Below are 20887 nucleotides of genomic sequence, written 5' to 3'. Positions count from 1 at the left end.
ATTATTTTGTATACAATCGACCTTGATAGGTATCATTTGCTTCTAATTTCTTCTCTAATTTAGCAACAAATTCAAAATTCTTTAATCCCCATTTAGGTGCCACTAATAGCTCTGGAGGAGCCGTACTAATAAAACGCTCAACAATGATATTGGGGTTCAATATTTCCAAATAAGCAATTACTAGATCCATATACTCTTCGGCACTATATAAAGAGAACAACTCTGGGTTTTCTCTATATTGGCGAAACATCTTAGTTCCTTTATGGATCTGAAGTTGGTGTAATTTTAAATTCTCTATAGGTAGCTCAGAAATCACACGTGCTTGTTCTAATAGCATCTCTTTATCCTCACCAGGAAGACCTAATATAGTATGAATACAGTTATGAATTCCTCTTTCATGAAGCGCTTGGATTGCTTCGAGCGTCTCTTCATGTGTATGTCCACGATTGATAAATTCTAATGTACTATTGTTGGTCGATTCAACACCCAACTCAACCATTATATAACATTTCTTTGACAGCTCAGCTAAATAATCAAGTATCTCAGCAGATAAACAATCTGGACGTGTTGCAATCACTAAACCAATCACATCTGGATGAGATAAAGCCTCTTCATAGAAACGCTTAAGTACATCAAATGGCGCATAGGTATTTGAAAAAGCTTGAAAATATGCTAAAAAAGAGATTGCATTATACTTCTTTTTAAAAAACTCAACTCCTTGATCTATTTGTGTCGTAATCGGAACTTTTAGGTTTGTATATGAAGGAGTAAAAGTATCATTATTACAATATGTACATCCTCCTCTTGCTTTTGTCCCATCCCTATTTGGACATGTAAATCCTGCATCTATAGATACCTTTTGAACCCTTCTTTCAAACATACGTTTAAAATGGGTGGAAAAATCATTATATCTTTTTGGGTGTCCCCAATTATATGTGTTACTCATCTATCTTTCTTTCCATTAATATTTTGGCACAAAGATACAAAACCATATTACGTATAAAAGATTTTACAAAAAGATGTCAAAAGTCCCATACTGGTTGGTAATTTTTTGACTTTATTCAACATTTTGCTTAACTTGAAATCAAAATAAACTCTATTTTCCAATGATGACAAATAAACTTACCGATCAAAATTCTCTCGTCTCAGAAAAGCAGATTCAACATCAATTACAACAATTTATTGATGGTTTTCCTAGTATTGTACTTAAAAAAAGTGCAACTATTGGAGATGGAATCCGCAAGTATGATAACACAGAAGTAAAGAATAACATTTTGTATTACCAAAATGAAATAGGGCGTGGACTTAAAGTTGAGAAATTTGTTCCTGCTTCAGGAGCAGCGACAAGGATGTTCAAACATCTTTTTGAATTAAAAGAACAACTTGAAACAGGAAAGAGTCTCGATCTAAACGATTCAAAAACATCTGCTTTTTTTTCAAACTTAACAAAGTTTGCCTTCTTTAAAGAACTATGTGATATACATCCAGCAGCAGCTAATATTGACATCGATAACCTAAGTGACACTCTCGCTTTAGAAATTATAGATTCTCTTTTAACTTCAAAAGGACTGAACTATGGCAACCTCCCTAAAGGGGTTCTAAAATTTCATCTATATGAAGATGAAGTTCGCACTCCTCTTGAAGAGCATCTTTTTGAAGCAGCTCATTATGGAATGGACAAAAACAGACACTGTGCAATCCACTTCACTGTTAGCCCTGAACATCAATCAATATTTAAAGAACTCACACAAAGCACTGTTCCTGTTTTTGAAAAGAAATATGACGTTAAGTATGACATCACTTTCTCAACTCAAAAAAAATCGACTGACACCATAGCCGTTAATCCCGACAACACCCCATTTATCAATGATGATGGAACTCATCTATTCAGACCAGGCGGACATGGTGCTTTAATCGAGAATTTAGATGATCTCGATGCAGAGATGATTTTCATAAAGAACATTGATAATGTAACAGTAGAAGATCGTTCAGAAGATACCACGACCTATAAAAAATTATTAGCTGGAGTACTCTTAAAAGAGAGAGATACAATTTTTAGTTGGCTAAGGAAATTTGATGATAACAAAATAAGCACTAATAATATTTCTATTTTAGAAAACTATGTATTAAATAAATTATGTGTCATTTTACCAGAAGATTATCCTCAATTAGAATTCAATAAGAAAAAAGATCTTATTTACACTATTCTAAACCGACCTATTAGAGTATGTGGTATGGTTAAAAATGAAGGAGAGCCAGGTGGAGGACCATTTTGGGCAAAAAACAATCATAATATTTTTTCTTTACAAATCGTAGAGAGTAGTCAGATGGATCATAATGATTATCAACAACAAACCCTTATAAATGGAGCGACTCATTTCAATCCTGTTGATTTAGTATGCTACACTCGAGACTATCATGGCAATAACTTTAATCTAAAAAACTTCATTGATCCTGAAACTGGTTTTATATCACATAAATCAAAGAATGGTCGTCAACTAAAAGCATTAGAATTGCCTGGTTTATGGAATGGTGCAATGGCAAATTGGAGTACCATTTTCGTTGAAGTTCCATTATCAACCTTCTCTCCCGTCAAAGAAGTCAACGATTTACTTAGAAAAGAGCACCAATTGTAGTTTTTTTCATTTTTTTGTTGGAAAACAAATCGTTCTCGTTATATTTGATAGCAAAATAAGGGATTTTTTTAACATTTAACTATATATAGAGGATCCTTCTATATCATTTCAATAATAGTCATCAACACCAACCTTGACTATAAACTGGAGTCAAATGATATAGAGGGAATTTCTATGGTGTAGTATGTTCAAAATGATTAAGCATGGAACAAGAAACCAACAACAACCAACGATCAGGGTCGTGTGCAAAAGAAGCACATGAACTCATTCGTCGTCTTAATCAAGGTGATGCAATCTATTATGATGTAGATCAATATGAAAACTTCATTGACTACTTTATCCAGAAGAATCAACTATCAAACTCTTTAAGAGTTGTTGAATATGCAAATAGACAACATGATGGAGCCATTCCTCTATGGATAAAAAAGTCTCAAATTATATTTAATCTAGGTCAAATAGATGAAGCAATCTCTCTTGCCAAACACTGTATGAAGTTTGAACCATCTAATGCAGAATTATACTATTTAGTTGGAACAGGATACTTAAACAAGAATGATGGAGACAGAGCAAAAAAATATTTTGAACATACCTTCCATTGCGAAAGTGAACATCTAGATGAGGTGCTTTTTAATATTGGATATGCTTATGAGCAAGTACTTGACTATCATAATGCCATATTATTCTTTCGAGGAGCAGTAAAGAACAATCCCAAAAACACCAATGCAATTTATGATCTCGCTTACTGTTATGATAAAATAGAGAATTATAAAAAAGCAATATGGGCATATAAACACTACCTAGAACTCGACCCTTATAATACATCTGTATGGTTCAATTTAGGAATTGCATTAAACCACGAACAGAAACAAGATGAAGCACTTGAAGCATATGAATATGCTCTTGCTATCAATGACAAACATACTGCAGCACTATTCAACAAAGCCAACATCCTTGCGAATCAGTACCTGTATGATGAAGCGATACAAGCATATAAAGACTATATAGAGCTTGATTCAGAATCAGATGAAGCTTATTGTTATATTGCAGATTGTTATTTTAATAAAAGAGAGTATCGTGAGGCTTTAAATTCATATAAGCAGGCAATAAAGATCAATGCTACCAATGACTGTGCATGGTATGGTGGCGCATTAATACTACTCCTAACGGAGGATTACGATCAATGCATGACGTTCTTAAAACAAACGGTAAACATTAACCCTGATATTTCTGACTATTGGATATCAATTGGAAAAGTATCGTTAGTATTAAATCACTACGAAGAAGCGGAATATGCTTTTGAAAAAGCCATTTCACTTTCACCACATGAAACGGAAGTATGGACTGAGATGGCTTCCTTCTACCATCATTACGATCAGACAGCAATGGCTGTTGATACCCTTAATAGATCAAAAACATTTATTCCCAATGATGTAGAAATACTATATGCACTATCTGCATACGCATATATTGATCATCAATTAAGTACGGGGCATCAGAATCTTAAAAAGGCTCTTTCTATTGATTCTGATTCCGCAGAATCATTATTATTTGAAGTATTCCCAGAACTTGAAAAGATTACAGAAATAAAAGAATTACTACATAATCACAAACAAAAAACTACGGTTAAAGTTCCATAGTATTCTCAATTAACGTAACATCTATTAAAGTAGGATATTCAACATTGATTGAATATCCTTTTTTTGTGTCAATTAGGAGGTTATACAAGGGAGTATTGCTAAGTTAATCTTATACCGTCCTAAAAAATTACCGAACTCGACACCCCCAACATCCTACACGCATTGAATTAATCTTAACTCACCTACTAGAGCTACCTAGTAGAATATAACAGTCAAAATATGCATCACAACAGAGCTCAGTTTTATCTATCTCCATATTTTTATATGAAATAAATTCCAAATTAACTCTCAAACCAACAATCTCGACACACCAAACGAGAATCAAATCAATCTAACTTCATATGACAACACTATGACCATACGAACACGACACAAACAAACAACACCTAATATAAGACCTAGCTATCAAATACTTGGACAAACAAACACATTAAAAACACGTCTTGATAATCTATTATAACCATAAAATTTAAAAGTTTGTATTAACTAAGTAAATAATCAAATCTTTATAAATGAAAACAAAACACATTATCATTATTCTTCTTTTATGTTGTACATTAACTACATATGCAAAGAAATACAGTATAGAGAATCATTTTATAAAAAGAACAATCCAAGTAGACGATGGTATTGTTTCAACTGTTGCAGTTCAAAATAAACTAACCCACAAAAAACTAGTTATTGATAATCCTATTGACTTTCAATTGAGGTTGTCTAACGACGTAGACAGTCACACTGGAGATATATACCTCAACAACAAAGACTTCTCTTGTTACAAAGTAGATAACACAGATAAAAGACACCTAATCTTTTTCTTAAAGAACAAGACACAGAAATTATCTATCCAATTACATTATTTAATTAATGATAGCAATAATTTCTTTCACAAATATCTTGTAATCACTTCCCAAAAAGAGATTACTATTGAAAGAGTGGATGTAGATATATTAAAAAATAATGATATCTATCAGCCATATAAAGAGAAGCAACTAACTGCTCAAGGTCCAGCTAAATGGAGGCCAGGACTAGGGCAACCACTCTATTCAAAAAGAACAAACCTATTCTTCGGCGTAGAATTTCCTGGATCATATAATTTTGTAAAAAGCCAAACAGCTTATTGTGGCTATCTTCAAGGGAAGAAACTATCAAAAGGTCAAAGTTATACGACATATAAAGCGGTAATTGGCGCAGGATCAAAGAATAGAACAATTCAAAAAACTTTCTTCTCATACATAGATAAGATTCGTATCAGGCCTCTTAGACTCCAAACACAGTACAACAGTTGGTTCGACTTCTATCAAGGTGTAACTCGTGATAAATTTATTAAAAGTGCAAACAAAGTACATCAAGAATTAGTAGAAGAGAGAGGGGTTACCCCTTTAAAAGCATATGTAATTGATGATGGATGGGAAGACACAAAAAAAGATTGGTCAAAAGAGATGTGGGCTGTTAACACAAACAGATTCGACAATGATTTCCATACAACACAAACTAATATTATCAACAAAGGAAGTAAACTAGGCCTATGGATGAGCCCTGGATGTAACTTTGGATCACAAAGAGCTGTTCCACAAATGAGAAAGAGTGGACTTGAGGCTCTCGACAAATACATGTCGCTTGCTGGTCCTAAATATATGGGGCTTCTAGAAGATCGAATGGTTAACCTCGCATCCGATGGTATTTCTTATTTCAAACTAGATGGTCTTTGGGGGCATCTAAACAGACGAGAATTTGACCTTCATGGCAAGTCATATGGATTACCTGAATTACCATATCTAAAAACAGATGGTCTATCTCCTGCGGATAAACGTCTTAATGCTGTCAAATATGATGAGCTAAAAAGTTACTATTTAGTTCAAAGTACTGAGCGATTAATTGAGATTTTCAATAAAATGGGGAAAGTGAATCCAGATGTATATATTGTCATTTCAAATGCTGCCTACCTAAGTCCATGGTGGCTAATGAGTGTAGATGCCGTATGGATGATTAATGCAGGAGATGCTGCTAAGGGTGCTGGCAGAACTCAAGAGCTAGTCTACAGAGATGGCGTTTACTATCAAACTTGGGTAGAAGAGAAAACACAATATCCAATCAATGCCATTTTCAACCATGAGCCTAAAAAGGTTAAAACGGGAGAATCATCTAAAACCTTTAAGGACTATTTGTGGATGAACCTTTCAAGAGGAACTGGATTTGTTGAACTATACCTGAAAACAACCAAACTATCCTCTTCAGATTGGGATATCCTTGCTGAAGGTCTTAAATGGGTAGAAAATGTATTCCCATATTTCGAATACGTTCAGATGCATGGAGGTGATCCTCGAAAAAACGAAGTGTATGGTTATACAGGATGGTCATCTAAAGGTGGTTACATTTCAATACACAATCCAGACACCACCAAAACACAAACATATCGAATAGCTCTGAATAAAGAGATAGGCACTGACAAGTCATTAAAGAATTTAAAAACGATCTCTGTGTTGAATACTGATGATAAAACACTTAAAACGAATTACAAATATGGAGAGACCATAGAAATCAATATATCTCCTCAAGAAGTTGTGATTATAGAATTACAAAAAAGGTAATACCAATTGAATTATGGAATGAAATATAAAAGCTTGCCAACATATTTTGTTTAGACAAGACACCAAAATAGATGTATAGCTCACCCAACGATGTTATCTTTTAACGAAGTCGAAAAACACAAAGATGTAGCTCATTGCATGATTTAATTGATAAAACACACCTCTGGTTAACATATCTACAGAGCAATGCAATATAGATATCGCAACTTAATGAAAAGGTCTTCTTAACAAGACCTTTTCTGCATTCTATACTCGGAAGGTGTTGCAAGAAATCGCCCTTTAAATGATTTATTAAAGGAAGCTCGACTCTCAAAACCTACATCAAAAAGTATATTATAGATGGGCTCATCTGTTGTTTCTAAAAGCAAGGCAGCCCTATCTAAACGTAAATTACGAATAAATACTTTGGGGGATACCTGGAAGCAATCATGTGTCATTTGATATAAACGAGTACGGCTCACTCCAACATCTCTAGCAAAATCATTCACCGTAAAAGAAGTATTCTTAAGATTCTCTCTCACCACCATCAGCAATTGCTCATTATATCTCTCACACTGCTCATTATCCAAAGTTGCAATGGAATCTTTTTGTACTTTTCGAACTTTTATTATCCCCAAAAACATCAACAATACAATTAGAGCAAATATATAACGAGGCCTAGTTGATCCAACATAAAAAGTACTTTCCAACGTCGAAGCAGATTGCCTATACACCTTCTTAATCTCATTTGAGGTCAATAATCTATTCCATATCAGAAGATCATCAATAGCTCCGATATAAGAATCATTCCAAGCAGAACTACCAATTTCAAGATACTTGGGAACATCCTTATAGGCCTCCCATTCAAATGTTTTCACAACAATGCCATTATAATATATCTTTCCACCAACTCCCTCTTTAAAAGAAAAAGCCACATGTTGCCATTCATTGTTTTTAATCAAATTTCTCTTCGAGGCAAAATCACGAATTTGGGGAATAGTAAATAATAAAGCACCTCTCGGGTTCACACGAAAAGCAAAAGCATGTCCCACAGAAACCAACGCATCATACTTCTTTTCATCCCTTTGCGGCGAGATCCACATAGAAGCTGTAATCTCACGATCAACCTTAAGAGGATCTATCTTAGCATAACTTGAAGACTTATCAAACAGAATATAATCACCCCTTAACGAATCTTTTTCTTTTCGTAAAGAAGACTGCTCCATTTTTCTTCCATCATAGAATCCTCCTTGATAGTGAAAATATGGAAATACCGCAACCAAATTATCAACATAAGGAAATGAGGATACCATTGGCCTATACTGTTGTTTTACCTCATCATCATTTAATGCCCTATCATATAACTCTATTCCTCTCATTTTCCCATGAAAATGGTCTTTCCAAGAGTCCTTACCAATAATAAAACGATGGGAATCAATAATTTTATTTTTAGGAGACTTCACTTTGAAACTATCCACCACAACTCCATTAAAATAAACTCTTGTTGAGTGCTTTGATACAACCATCGCAACTTGACTCCAACCATATGAATCCATATCACAAATAGCGGTATTGTTATCCACTAAACCTGGTTGTGTTAGTTGCAACGTTCTCATTGGAGTCGTTCTAAACCAAAATCGAGAAGGGATACCTGCAATCGACATATTCTTATTCACCAAATCAAAAGGCTGTATCCATGTAATAAAAGTAAAGTCGTCACTATGTAATAACGGCAACGACATATAGGAATTCTCCCCATTAAAGAAGTAAGTAGTATAACCATTTCTGCTATCTTCTTTTACAACTTTATGCATTTCAACATGCTCATCGAATATTAGGTTATTCGAAATACCATAGACATGATTAATACAGCCACAATGTCCTAATAATAGGAAAAAGAACAAAAGGAATCTCCTATTTAAATCTACACTCCACACGCTTCAAATAATATATTTTAATAAGACATCCAACTATGAAACGATCCAAGTCCAGCCTATGTCACCGAAACCAGATAATCGATTTGTTCTATCAAACTCACCATCTTCCATATCCAAACCAATAAAGCTTTGGTCCATACTTACAAAACCTTTCTTAGCATCTTTTGACTTTTCAAAGAATGACCCTACAATATCTGCAACATCCATAATCGACTTGCCTACTGTATACCAAGGCATCGCTCCACCTAATAAGTTTGAAATAACCTGATCAGACTTATCTGCGCCACTAACTTGTTGTAACACTTCACCCAGATTACGATTTCTATCGCGACACTGAACCACCCATAGTCGTGCTTTTATACTAGCATCCTGTGGCATATCGCGCTCTAAGATAAACAAACCGTTCAAATCACCAGCATCCCCTTTCGGTTCAAAATCAATTCTATTCTCATCTCGTGGATGAAGACGAATAGGATGAGACGGAGCAATGGTAATAACGGTCTGACGTGCATCTTGAGGATCCTCAGTAGCAATCAGAAAATATAAATTCCACCGCTTCCTTCGACGTTCAATTTCAATAAAATCAAGTTCTAAACGTAATCTTTTCATAATAAGTAAAGTTTGAGGTTTGCTTAAAATTACAGAAAAAAAAGCAAATGATTAAAAGTTAGACCTCTTTTCTTAAGGCTCTTTCCTAACTAAATGGAGGTATCAAATAATCATCTTACGATCAAACCTCACTTATCATGAAAAATTTATTTTATTTCAGAATTACATATTGAGAACCCATCTATTGATAGTTAACATCTATTTATTTTGTATCAATGGAACGGGATAAGCATCAATCTCTCTCTGAGGAATATAACATACCGTTTCATTCGCATCAAAAGCCACTTCAAGACGTACCGCATCTTTCGTTCCAAGTGTATGAGTACCAGGATAACGTCTATCCAGCACTTGTTTTGTTCGAAAAACATCATATTTACGATGTCCCTCATAAGCGAGTTCAAGACGTCTCTCTTTATACACTCTATAAAGTGCTTGCTCCATATCTTTAGGCACATCAGGGTATGATGAAATATTAGCTCTACGTCTTATTATATTAATATCATCATTGGCCTCTTTTAGTTTACCTAATTGAGCACTAGCTTCTGCTCTATTCAGATAGATTTCAGCCAAACGAATTACAATAGGAGACCAATTATGTGTCTTACCCTCTTGCTTCGAACATTTTAGAACATAGTATTTCGGATACCCATTTCTTACATTCATCATATAAGTTTTCAAAACTTCTATACGTTCTCCTCCAAAGAGGATATAATAGTGTTTGACTCCATGGTCTATAACAATTTCGCCTTCTTCAGTCTTTCCTCCTGTCTCTTTATAAGTAAATAGACTGTTTGTTTCCGAAACCACAGAAGCTTGATGATAACGATAACTCTGATGACCTTGTTTCTCACTAAAATAAGATTCAACCCACTGAATGGCATTCGTTTTGATCTCATCTGTTTTAGTATACTGTGCTTCAATAAAACTCCATCGATAATCTTCAGGATGCTCTCTCAATAGTTCCAAATAACTATACGAAGCATACATTTCGCCCCAACCAGCACCATCAATACTAGCATACATGGAACCTACCGTATACCAAGCACTATTAGATGGCAACTCCACATCGGTGATCGTTCGAATAGCAAATATTGTCTCCTTATTATCCTCTGGAACAAAAGTTGAATACTTTCTATAACTCTCCCCCTGCAGCAGTTCATATCTCTGAGATTTCATTACATAATCACAATATTTACGACACATATCATAAGCCCCCATATATAAATAAACTCTCGACAACAACGCTTGGGCTACCTCTTTTGATGCATAACATGACGACTTATTTGATTCCATCAACTGTTCTGCTTTCTCCAAGTCAACTATAATCTGCTTATACACCTCCGCTACACTACTCCTTTGAGGGTAATCATTCACATCAGAACTCAACTTAATTGGGACACCAAGTCCAGCACCTTCATCTAAGGTATATTGGTGACCAAAAGCATTTACTAAAGTAAAATATAGATACCCTCTCAAAAAATAGTTCTCTCCTAGCAGTTGGTCCATCTCTGATCCTTCTCCTTCTTTAATTCTCTCAATAAGTTTATTACACGAAACGATCACTTTATAACTATTACCCCACAAGCCAGAGAGATGACCATTATTCATATTCCTCTGATAATTATACAAATAAAACAGTCCATCTGTCGTCGAGCCACTTAAAGCTACATTATCGCTACCAAATTCAGGGATATAATGATTGGGTTTAATAAAATACTCCTGCTTGAGAAATGAGTAGTTTCCCACGGTAGCTTTTTTCACCCCTTCTGGAGTAGCCAAAACATTATCATCATTAATACTTTCATATGGGAATCGTTCAATATCGCAACTATACGACAGTAGCATTAAAATAAAAGGGATATATCTAGTTTTTTTCATAATTCATTGATTTGAAAGTCGATTAAAAAGAGAGGTTGATACCAAAGATAAACTTACGAGACTGAGGGTAAAGTGAATCTGCAGTTCCCTCTGAAAAGTAATCACCACTTACCTTAACGGTATTTCCGACAATAGCAGCCTCAGGGTCCATTCCAGAAAATTCGGTCCACGTAAATAGATTATCACCTGATACAGACACAATACAAGAATTCACACCAATTTTCGACAACAGCTTATCAGGCAATTGATAGCTAAGAGATAAGTTTCTTAAACGCAAATAATCGCCTTTCTCTAAATAACGAGAAGATGGTTTATAAGCCTGGTTATTGCCTCCTTCAACTCCTTTTGGATGCGTTGCAATATCTCCCTCTTTCATCCAACGAGACCAACCATCTTTCAACTTCATCTGATTATACGTACTATATCCACCATCGCTATCAAAAGTCTCTCTAGAACGATGATAAATATAATTTCCAATCGAATAATTAAACCCAGCAGTCAAAGTCAGATTACGAAAAGTAAACGATGTTTGTATTCCACCAAACCAATCTGGATCAGAACTCTCATCCAAAAGTTGCCTTGTAGCATTACTATAATTCTCCGTAATCTCCTTTGTCCCATCTTCTAACTCCTTAAACCACATGGGTGCTCCTGTTTTAGAGTTGACACCAGCCCACTCCTTCAGGTACCATTGATTCATGTTATGTCCTTCTGTATATCTTTTGTTACCTGAAGTCATCGCTTTTCCTTTATACAGTTCATTGATACGATTGACATTCTTTGTTGCATTTAACGACAAGTCCCAAGTAATACTTTTTCTATCGATCAGTGTCAGTCCCAAATTTAGCTCAACCCCTTTATTGTTCATCTCACCTATATTTTGCCACTGGCTACTATATCCAGACACTGTAGGCATGGAGACACGATATAGTAATCCCGAAGTGTTTTTACTATACAAATCCATCGAGAAGTCAAGACAATCCCACAGACTTAGCTCTATTGCAATATCTGTCATATACGATTTCTCCCAAGTAAGCTCATCATTTTTCAATTGTGAGGGGAAAGCACCAGGCTCCCCATTATAGCTATAAGAATTAGAGTATAAACCCAATGAACCATAATAGGAAGTAGGCATATTACCAACCGATCCATAACTCCCTCTTAATTTAAAGAAATCCACCCATGACAAGGACTTCATAAATTCCTCTTCATGAAGCGACCATGCCCCACTTATCGTTGCAAAGTTTCCATACTGCTTCTCTTTCCCAAATCTAGATGCACCATCTCTTCTTGCCGAAAACTGTAACATATATTTCACATCATACATATAGTTCAGATTAAAGATATAGGACTGTATCGCATCTTCTTGTTTCCGTCCCTCTACTTCTTGAGGCTTGGAAGCCAAATCGAGTATCTCAGCACCTACAGGAACACCTTTACCATTCGCCTTAGTTGTCGAATATTCAAAGTCAGAATACTCATAAGCAAACAATGCTCTCACGTGATGTACATTCTCAAAAGAGTGGCTAAAGCGTAGCAATTGATTGGTAAATTTCTGCACATCCGTATAGTGGTAATCACTCAAAACCCCTTTATCTGCTTTTCCTGATGTCGAACGAGGGTCTGTATACGTTTTCGACACATAATGATTATATGAGGCACTATTTATCGACTCAAAGGTGACCCCTTCCGCAATCCTAAAATCAAAACCTACATTCAAAGAACCATTATAAGTAACACCATTCAAATAGTTCCATTGCAAATCATACAGATAGTTACTTTGATCACGACCTAACCAATAATCACCATGATCGTTAACAGTAGTTCCCTCATCTCCTCTCAACATCTCCCCTTTGCTATTATAAGGCTGGTCCCATGGTAAATATCGATACATAGAGTAAAGAGAATGTTGACGATCCGACACATCTTTGTACGAAGCAGACACTTTCGTTTTTAAACGAAAACGATCACTAAATTGATATTCGTTGTTCAACCTTGCTGAATACTTAGTGTAAGAATAGCCCTTAATCGCACCATCTTCACTATAATAATCCCCGAGAACATAAGTACTTGATTTCTCACCAGCTCCTTGAAAGGCAACATTAATATTTCTAACCTCTCCCACTTCTACTGCTTGGTCAAACCAATCATAATTACGCTCTTTAAGGCCTTCAGTAAACCAAGGGTTTGTATTCCACTGTTTATGATAGTCATATAATTCATGACTATTCATCAGCTCAAAGTTCCCCATATTTAGTTTCGACACCCCGAAAGTTCCATTTACATGAATTTGGTTAACGCCAACTTTACCTTTCTTAGTGGTCAACACAATGACACCATTGGCTCCTCTTGATCCATATAAAGCAGTCGCAGAAGCATCCTTGAGTATTGATACACTCTCAATTTCATTTGGGCTCAGAACACTTCCATCTGCCCCTACGACACCATCGACAACCCACAGGGGATCGACATTAGAACTCAATGATCCTTTCCCTCGGATACGAATTTTAGCAGGGCTTCCGGGTTGTCCACCTGCATTAGATACAAAAACACCAGAAGCCTTCCCTTGCAGTGCTGATTCAACCCTTGGAGACGTCACATCTACCAATGACTCTTGATCAATAGAAGCAACAGAACCAGTCAATTCACCCTTTGACACCGTCGAATACCCCACCACCACAAGTTCATCAATCATCTCAGTGCTTGGAATCAGTACAAAATCAACAACGGTCTGCCCATTGAGATCCATCTCTTGGCTTTTATAACCAATATAAGAAGCCACCAAAATACCCTCTTTTGATGGTAGCTTAAGCACATACTTCCCATCAATATCAGTTACTGTTCCTACAGAACTACCTTTCAAGAAGACACTCGCACCCACCACAAGCTGCCCATCTCGATCTTTTACAACACCTTTTACCACTTTTTGATGTTGTGCCACCATCTCCTTAGGAGAAGCCATAACATGCCCATTAAGCATAGGGGTATACAATGCCCCTATCAACATTAGGAAAAAACAAATACTTCTAATTTTCATCTAGGTTATATTATTGATTATAGATAGTTAACCCCTATATCATTAATAAATCATATAGAGATAAGATAGTTTCAAAAACGATGGTTAATACGAAGAGAAAAACATAGACCAACCCCAGTAGATAGTTTGTTTCAATTAAAAATGAGATACAATATTGGTTACAAGAAATCCAACATATTAAGATCCCCCCATGCGACAAACGATCAATGATCGTTTTAATGCACCAAAAAAAATTAGCCAACCAACATTACAATCCACTTTAACATCAGGACAATGTCTAGATCCATTACGAACCTCTTTGCATAAACTAAATTTAACAAATAATCTTATAGATCATTAAACAAACCTCCTGTTTTACAACAACCACAAACTAAAAGTTAATTTAAACAAACAATTTCAAAGAAATTCATCACATCTCAATGCTCATTGAGAAAGTAATCATCCCACTACACTCAGAATGAAAGATGTTCACAAACAGACAACAGATACCGACTAGAACAATACACTGCATCTGACTCCTTATTAGCATAGCAAATAGATGAAGTGCATTGTATCTACCCCCTATTCAATTTCAAGTAATCAGAATGCAAAAACCTTTAGACAAAACAACGTTGTTAGATCTTAAATAACCAATCCCTATTCCACACAATAAAATGATGAACTTCCTTCTTGGACCCAATTACTACAGCTTAATGATAATTAATAAAAACAACTATTATCAAACTCAATTAACCCTCATAACAACGATACAATCATGATTAACAAAGAGATAACTTCAACTAAAAATCAGAACAAAACAGTATAACATAAATATATTTTATATACATTTATCAACCAATATAAAAACCCATTATATATCCCTAGTCATTACATTATTGTTATGCGGACCTCTGAAACTAAGCAACAACTCAGAGCGACGATAACCTCTTTACACATGCTCCTTTGTAGTACAAACTGCATTAAGGACAACAACACGATAACGTATGAAAAAAACACAGACATTGGTCATTGATATGAACGATCAATTCAATGCCATCATCGAAGATGTACATGCGATGGAAGCATCCATCTATCGCAAACAGTATCAAGAAGCTGGGAAATGCACCCTCGAAATCTTAGAACAAAGCGACAGGTTGGTCGAAGATGCTTGTAAAAAAAGAGGTTGTAACCACCTCAACCCTTTAGACAAGTACAAAGAACAGGATTTTAATAACATTATCGCTTTTTGTGGTGAGAGAGGTACTGGAAAAACCTCCACCATGATCAGCTACGCCCAATTCCTTGTCGAGTCAAACAAAGAGAGCGAAAAGACTTTTTGGGGAACAGACCATCCCATCTATAATGACAAAGAGAACACATCAAAACACTTACACCACTACGAATACCATGTCACGGATGTGATTGACCCTTCGGCATTCGAAAACAACGAAAACCTATTTGAGCTGGTCTTAGCAAAAATGTTCTCCAAGACCATTCAAAAAATTCAAAGAAGTCATCCCAACGAACATCAAGAGAAAGAAGGCAAACGACAACTTCTCGAACTCTTCTCTACCGTCTATAAAGATCTGGGAGCCATCCACCAAAAAGAAGAGGATCGCTACAAAGGCGAAGCACTCGAAACCTTAAGTCGCTTGGCATGCGGTTCCAACCTTAGAGACAATTTCAAGAAGCTAGTTAAAACGTACTTGCGATTCCATAACCATGACCATTACACCAACAAACCTGGGGTGTTATTAATCCCCATCGATGATTTTGACCTTAACACGGAAGCCGCAACAGAAATGGGCGAACAGATACGCAAATATCTGATGATTCCTCAAGTAGTAATTCTGATGGCGGTTAATATGGATCAACTAACAAATGTCAAAGAACAAGCCGTTCGCAAAAAATTTGAAACTCTAATTAAGGCAGACCGTCTTTATGAGGATCCCAAGGAGTTTGCCGTAAACTATTTGGTAAAACTTATTCCATACTCAAGAAGAATACAACTCTGTTTTCTAGATGATTTTGCAAAAGACACTACACTTCAATTAAAGCAATGGAGGCATCGAGAACCTCAAACAAATAAAGGCAGGTCTATTGAGAATATTGAAGAATTTACTCTCAATATTCTTTATGAATTAACGGGATTACTTTTTATCCCAAACAACCTTGGAACACACTTCCTAATCCCCAAAACATTAAGGAAATTTAGGACTTTAGTCTACCAATTAGGTAAACTTTCTCCTACACTTGGAAAATGCAAAGAACAACCAATTAGTGAGATACAGAAACAAAACTTTAAACAATTCAAGAAATATATATACAAGCAAATAATTAATGACAACCTTGATAAAGACTCAAAAGAACTTGTCGAATCTATTATTGCCGCAGATGCTCAATATCAAAATAAAATAACGATCGATGGAATCTATAGACTTCTTGATAAAAGGTTTAGAAAACGTATTGGAACAAATCAACCCATACAAGTAGAGAGCCTATTCTCAAAAGTCAATTCAGCCGACACTCCAGATCAACTTCTTCGAGATATATACAATTCAGATAATTTATCCCACAATATATCTCTAAGAGATGTAAGGTATATTCTATCTAAATTATCGAATGTAGCAGATATTGATAACAACTATACATTAATAGAAACAATACGAGTTGTAATTTATCTTGAACTCTTTTCAAAAGCAATTATCGATAATAAGACACTAGATTTTGAAGTTCTTTGCGGAGAGAGTATCTTACCATTTTTCAAAAAAACCGTTGAATTACAAACTTGGCATCAAATAAATTCATCTTATAATATTCGAATTAATCTAGACGACACATTCTTAAAACTTAGACCAGTAGATAAATATAAAGACCATGAGAGATATAAAGAAATCATAGACGAACTAAACATATTTCAACAAAACAATTATGTAGTTGCACAAGATGAAGGAAGTAATCTATATGTAATTCATAATTACTTAGATCGCAGAAAAACATCTTCTACGACAGAGCTCACAGCAAGGGTTATTAAATCTGATAGTGATCCGTATTTCATTAATGAAAGAATTGGAATTCATCTTAATGTTTTCAACGAATACATCGCGCTAAAAGAAGTCAAAAAGAAACCATGGTTATTGAGTCTTGATGTAATAGACCAATTATTCATGGGGATCAGCGAAATTCCTACAATATACGAAAACCCATACCCTACATCAAGTAATGATATTGATGAGGTGATAAACAATAATACTTTACCGCTCATTCATGATTTTTTTCAGAAAATAGAAGATACAATGAATAGCAATACTATTCTTAGACGACACTCTATTCATAGTTTTAGTAGCAAGAACCTTATTTCATTGTTTACAAATATCACAAAATACCTTTACGTATACAATGTCGAAACAGAACACCAAAAATATTACACAATTGAAGAAATAAATAGACGAGATAAAGTCACTCGAGACAGAGAGAGACGGAAGTATGAACAGAATATTTATAGTCTAAAGGATGACATCGATGAACTAAGAACTAGGATTAAAGATCATAAAATGTATTCACCGAAAGTTATCGAATCTATTTTACGATCCCAATACTCTCAGCTAACAGATGTAATTGTTCTTGACAAATTACTCGAAATGTACCCTGACATTTTTGAAGGGTACAATCCAAGCTTACTCAAAAGCCTAAAAAAAAGATATCAGAATCAAGAATATATCAAGAAAAGCACAGAAGAGCAAATTCATGACATTCTCGTTTTCACAAATATGTTCTAAAACCGACACCGATTATGACTACACAAAATTTTAAAAATACATTGGTCGTAGACCTTCATGAGCAATTTAATGCCAAAGTAGAATGTTGGGAACAACTAAACAAATCCATATTCTACGACAAATATCGAATTGCAGCAGGTTGTACTGTAGAGATTATTCAAAAACAATGCAAAGCCATCAATCCTTGTGGAGAGAAATACCCTAGTTATCTCCGTTATCAAGAACAAGACTTTAATAATATTATCGCATTTTGTGGAGAACGAGGAACAGGAAAGACCTCTGCTATGCTAAGCTTTGCAGCTTACTTAGAGCATATCCATAAAGATGATAAAGAAGTATTTCAGCATCACTCAAGATCTTTACAGCAACATCATTTCCATATTACCGATACCATCGACCCCTCTCTTTTTGAGAACAATGAGAACCTCTTTGAAGTGGTTTTAGCAAAGATGTTTGCCAAAACTATAGAAAAAATACAAGGCAGGCATGAAAATGAACACCTCGAAAAAGAGGGTAAAAGAAAACTTTTGGAAGCCTACTCCAAGGTCTATAAATCATTGGCTGCCATCCACACCAAAGAAGACAAACGTTATGAAGGAGAAGCACTCGAAACTCTTTCTAAACTATCTTCGGGGGCAAATTTAAGAGATGATTTTAAAAAGTTGGTAAAAGAATACCTCACCTACCATAAAAAAAATAGTTGTAGTCGAGATCCATTGAAACACCAAGATATATTAGTTATTCCTATCGATGATTTCGATCTTAACACCAAAGCTGCAACTGATATGGGAGAACAGATCCGTAAATATCTAATGATTCCCAATGTAGTCATTCTAATGGCAGTCAATATGGAGCAGTTGACCAATGTCAAGGAACAAGATATTCGTACGAGCTTTAAAACAATGATCGATGCCAAACGATTATATGAAGATCCAAAAGAGTTTGCTGTAAACTATCTAATAAAACTCATTCCTCACAACCGTCGAATCCATCTCAATGCAACCGAACTTTTTGTTAAAACGACAGCCCTTCAGTTGATTAATTGGAAACACGAACCACTTCCAAAGAACCCCAAAGACGATGATGGTTCAACAGAAATAAGCATCGAAGAATTTATTCTTCAAACCATTTACCAACTCACGGGATTAATCTTTATTGCTCCTCCCCAAGAACCACATTTTCTTATACCAAAGACCTTAAGAAGATTGAGAGGAATGCTCTATTTATTAAATAGCCTCGCCTCTAAGTCAGATTCAATTAATGTAGTTGAAGTTCCCCAACGCAACATAGAAGCATTAATTATAGAGAACTTAAAGAAGGAGAATATTCAGATCAATGACAAGGAGTTGGAATCATACCGATGTGCCTTAGATAATTTGTCAAAAGTAGTCATCAAAGATCCTCAATTGTCTGAAATACAATTAACAGGAATCCTACCAAACCATGAATCAGATCAAAACCTTTCAAGGTTTAAGGAGTACGTTTTAATCAATTATCTTCCTGAAATCCTTCATATAAATCAAGTTAACATAGTAGAAAATTTTATTAACACCACCCCAAAATGCAAGAACAAACACTTAATTCAGAATATACGCAACTACTTAATTGACACAGCAGGTAAAAAGAATAAAATAGAAGGAGATATGTGCGCTTATTTCCTTCAAGATATATTGTTCATCAAGGAAAACAAGAGACAAAACAGCCATTATGATCTTCTAATGCAGATATTAAACACTGACAATAAATCAGATAATATCTCTTTAAGAGACGTACTATATTTTATCAATACACTGGAAAACTGCATCTATATTGATCATGCCAAACAGATGATTCAAGCTATCAAGCTAATCTACAGCATAGAATTATACGGACAGATGATAAACGAAGATACGCTTTGTGATGCACAAACCATGATTGGTGAAAGCATTGTACCATTAATAAAAGAGATGGATGAAAATCATAATGGAGATAATTCGTCAGTATTCCTTGTAGATATTTTATCTTCAACAAACTTCAAAATTAATTCTAACGAAGACAAGAGTATAATTATTCCTAAAGAGCTACAACCGTTTCTCACCTACTATCCTCCAAATTACAGCATCACAGAAAAATCAAATTCAAGACCCCAAAATCGTAGATCATTCACTCAAAATTATGCCTTACAAGATGTACAAAAACAAATAACTCCAGATACTTTTATTCTATTATTTGACCTATGGAAACCTCTTCTTCAAACCAAAGACAATAAATTCATAAACATATTTTTCCATAGTATCGACCTAATTGAGTCTATTTTTAGCAAAGAAATAAATATTCTAACAGGCAAGTCTGATTTTGACACATTCCAATCATTAATAACTCAAGTGCTTAATGACCTGAAAAATTTAAATTTAAATGCCAATCTAAAAAATAACATTTTAACTTCGTTTAACAACTTGCAAAATCACCTTCTTCGTAGCCAAACAGAAAAAGAAAGTAATCCTCTTAAACACTTTAACTCTCTAATTATCCCATTAAATAGATTTGAAGAACTTCTTAGAGATGACTCTAATAAGGATAAATATTTATATAAATTAAAAGGAGTAAGCAATCTCGATGCTACTACAAAAGAGATAATTGGATGGATTACAGAGGATTTTATTAAACATATAGAGGCAACAAAAGAATTAGATAAGGATCAACAGTTAACAAAGAAATCTAGTATAAGATCCTTTAACGAACATAACTTTATTGATTTTTTTAACATCAGTAAATATAATTATATCGCAAAGATAGAAGCAGGAAGAGCTGCAAAAATTAAGGAAACTGCAATCCGTTAATAGAATGTG

10 protein-coding genes are annotated in these 20887 nt (G+C 34.9%); 5 read left to right on the top strand and 5 right to left on the bottom strand.

Annotated features, from left to right (window positions below; genetic code table 11):
- Nucleotide 1 precedes the first annotated feature (1 nt).
- On the bottom strand, nucleotides 2-946 hold the full coding sequence (locus K5X82_00645; GenBank protein QZT37417.1) for a TIGR01212 family radical SAM protein: 945 nt from the start codon (nucleotides 944-946) through the stop codon (nucleotides 2-4).
- A gap of 160 nt (nucleotides 947-1106) precedes the next feature.
- On the opposite strand from K5X82_00645, the gene K5X82_00640 reads away from it, so the two are divergent.
- The 3 genes from K5X82_00640 to K5X82_00630 all read left to right on the top strand — a co-directional run bounded on the left by K5X82_00640 (nucleotide 1107) and on the right by K5X82_00630 (nucleotide 6861).
- Nucleotides 1107-2636, top strand: coding sequence for a DUF4301 family protein (locus K5X82_00640; protein QZT37416.1), 1530 nt, complete (start codon nucleotides 1107-1109; stop codon nucleotides 2634-2636).
- A 203-nt stretch (nucleotides 2637-2839) separates the two neighbouring features.
- Nucleotides 2840-4273 carry a tetratricopeptide repeat protein gene (locus K5X82_00635; GenBank protein QZT37415.1) on the top strand — a complete coding sequence of 478 codons (1434 nt, stop codon included), beginning with the start codon at nucleotides 2840-2842 and terminating at the stop codon, nucleotides 4271-4273.
- 512 nt (nucleotides 4274-4785) lie between these two features.
- Nucleotides 4786-6861 carry an alpha-galactosidase gene (locus K5X82_00630; GenBank protein QZT37414.1) on the top strand — a complete coding sequence of 692 codons (2076 nt, stop codon included), beginning with the start codon at nucleotides 4786-4788 and terminating at the stop codon, nucleotides 6859-6861.
- A 224-nt stretch (nucleotides 6862-7085) separates the two neighbouring features.
- Here K5X82_00630 and K5X82_00625 read toward each other — a convergent pair whose 3' ends face one another.
- The 4 genes from K5X82_00625 to K5X82_00610 form a co-directional block, all read right to left on the bottom strand.
- Nucleotides 7086-8654 (bottom strand): helix-turn-helix domain-containing protein, encoded by a 1569-nt coding sequence (locus tag K5X82_00625; GenBank protein QZT37413.1) that lies wholly within the window; start codon nucleotides 8652-8654, stop codon nucleotides 7086-7088.
- Between the two features lie 156 nt (nucleotides 8655-8810).
- Nucleotides 8811-9386, bottom strand: a complete 576-nt coding sequence (locus K5X82_00620; protein QZT37412.1) for a hypothetical protein — start codon at nucleotides 9384-9386, stop codon at nucleotides 8811-8813.
- Between the two features lie 198 nt (nucleotides 9387-9584).
- On the bottom strand, nucleotides 9585-11264 hold the full coding sequence (locus K5X82_00615; protein ID QZT37411.1) for a RagB/SusD family nutrient uptake outer membrane protein: 1680 nt from the start codon (nucleotides 11262-11264) through the stop codon (nucleotides 9585-9587).
- 22 nt (nucleotides 11265-11286) lie between these two features.
- Nucleotides 11287-14301: a SusC/RagA family TonB-linked outer membrane protein gene (locus K5X82_00610; GenBank protein ID QZT37410.1), complete on the bottom strand. Its 3015-nt coding sequence runs from the start codon at nucleotides 14299-14301 to the stop codon at nucleotides 11287-11289.
- Between the two features lie 983 nt (nucleotides 14302-15284).
- Between K5X82_00610 and K5X82_00605 the strand changes: the two genes are divergently transcribed.
- On the top strand, nucleotides 15285-18059 hold the full coding sequence (locus K5X82_00605) for a hypothetical protein (GenBank protein QZT37409.1): 2775 nt from the start codon (nucleotides 15285-15287) through the stop codon (nucleotides 18057-18059).
- A 14-nt stretch (nucleotides 18060-18073) separates the two neighbouring features.
- Nucleotides 18074-20878 (top strand): hypothetical protein, encoded by a 2805-nt coding sequence (locus tag K5X82_00600; GenBank protein ID QZT37408.1) that lies wholly within the window; start codon nucleotides 18074-18076, stop codon nucleotides 20876-20878.
- The last annotated feature ends 9 nt before the right edge of the window (nucleotides 20879-20887 follow it).

Source organism: Prolixibacteraceae bacterium (assembly GCA_019856515.1).
Taxonomy (GTDB): Bacteria; Bacteroidota; Bacteroidia; order Bacteroidales; family Prolixibacteraceae; genus Halosquirtibacter; species Halosquirtibacter xylanolyticus.
Note: the sequence above shows the minus strand (reverse complement) of the source record. Positions and strands in the feature narration are given on the sequence as shown.

What these genes read in the sequence shown, in the direction of transcription:
- K5X82_00640 (QZT37416.1), top strand. Translation starts at nt 1,107, where the DNA reads ATGATGACAAATAAACTTACCGATCAAAATTCTCTCGTCTCAGAAAAG.
- K5X82_00625 (QZT37413.1), bottom strand. Translation starts at nt 8,654, where the DNA reads ATGCATAAAGTTGTAAAAGAAGATAGCAGAAATGGTTATACTACTTAC.
- K5X82_00605 (QZT37409.1), top strand. Translation starts at nt 15,285, where the DNA reads ATGAAAAAAACACAGACATTGGTCATTGATATGAACGATCAATTCAAT.
- K5X82_00630 (QZT37414.1), top strand. Translation starts at nt 4,786, where the DNA reads ATGAAAACAAAACACATTATCATTATTCTTCTTTTATGTTGTACATTA.
- K5X82_00615 (QZT37411.1), bottom strand. Translation starts at nt 11,264, where the DNA reads ATGAAAAAAACTAGATATATCCCTTTTATTTTAATGCTACTGTCGTAT.
- K5X82_00600 (QZT37408.1), top strand. Translation starts at nt 18,074, where the DNA reads ATGACTACACAAAATTTTAAAAATACATTGGTCGTAGACCTTCATGAG.
- K5X82_00635 (QZT37415.1), top strand. Translation starts at nt 2,840, where the DNA reads ATGGAACAAGAAACCAACAACAACCAACGATCAGGGTCGTGTGCAAAA.
- K5X82_00610 (QZT37410.1), bottom strand. Translation starts at nt 14,301, where the DNA reads ATGAAAATTAGAAGTATTTGTTTTTTCCTAATGTTGATAGGGGCATTG.
- K5X82_00645 (QZT37417.1), bottom strand. Translation starts at nt 946, where the DNA reads ATGAGTAACACATATAATTGGGGACACCCAAAAAGATATAATGATTTT.
- K5X82_00620 (QZT37412.1), bottom strand. Translation starts at nt 9,386, where the DNA reads ATGAAAAGATTACGTTTAGAACTTGATTTTATTGAAATTGAACGTCGA.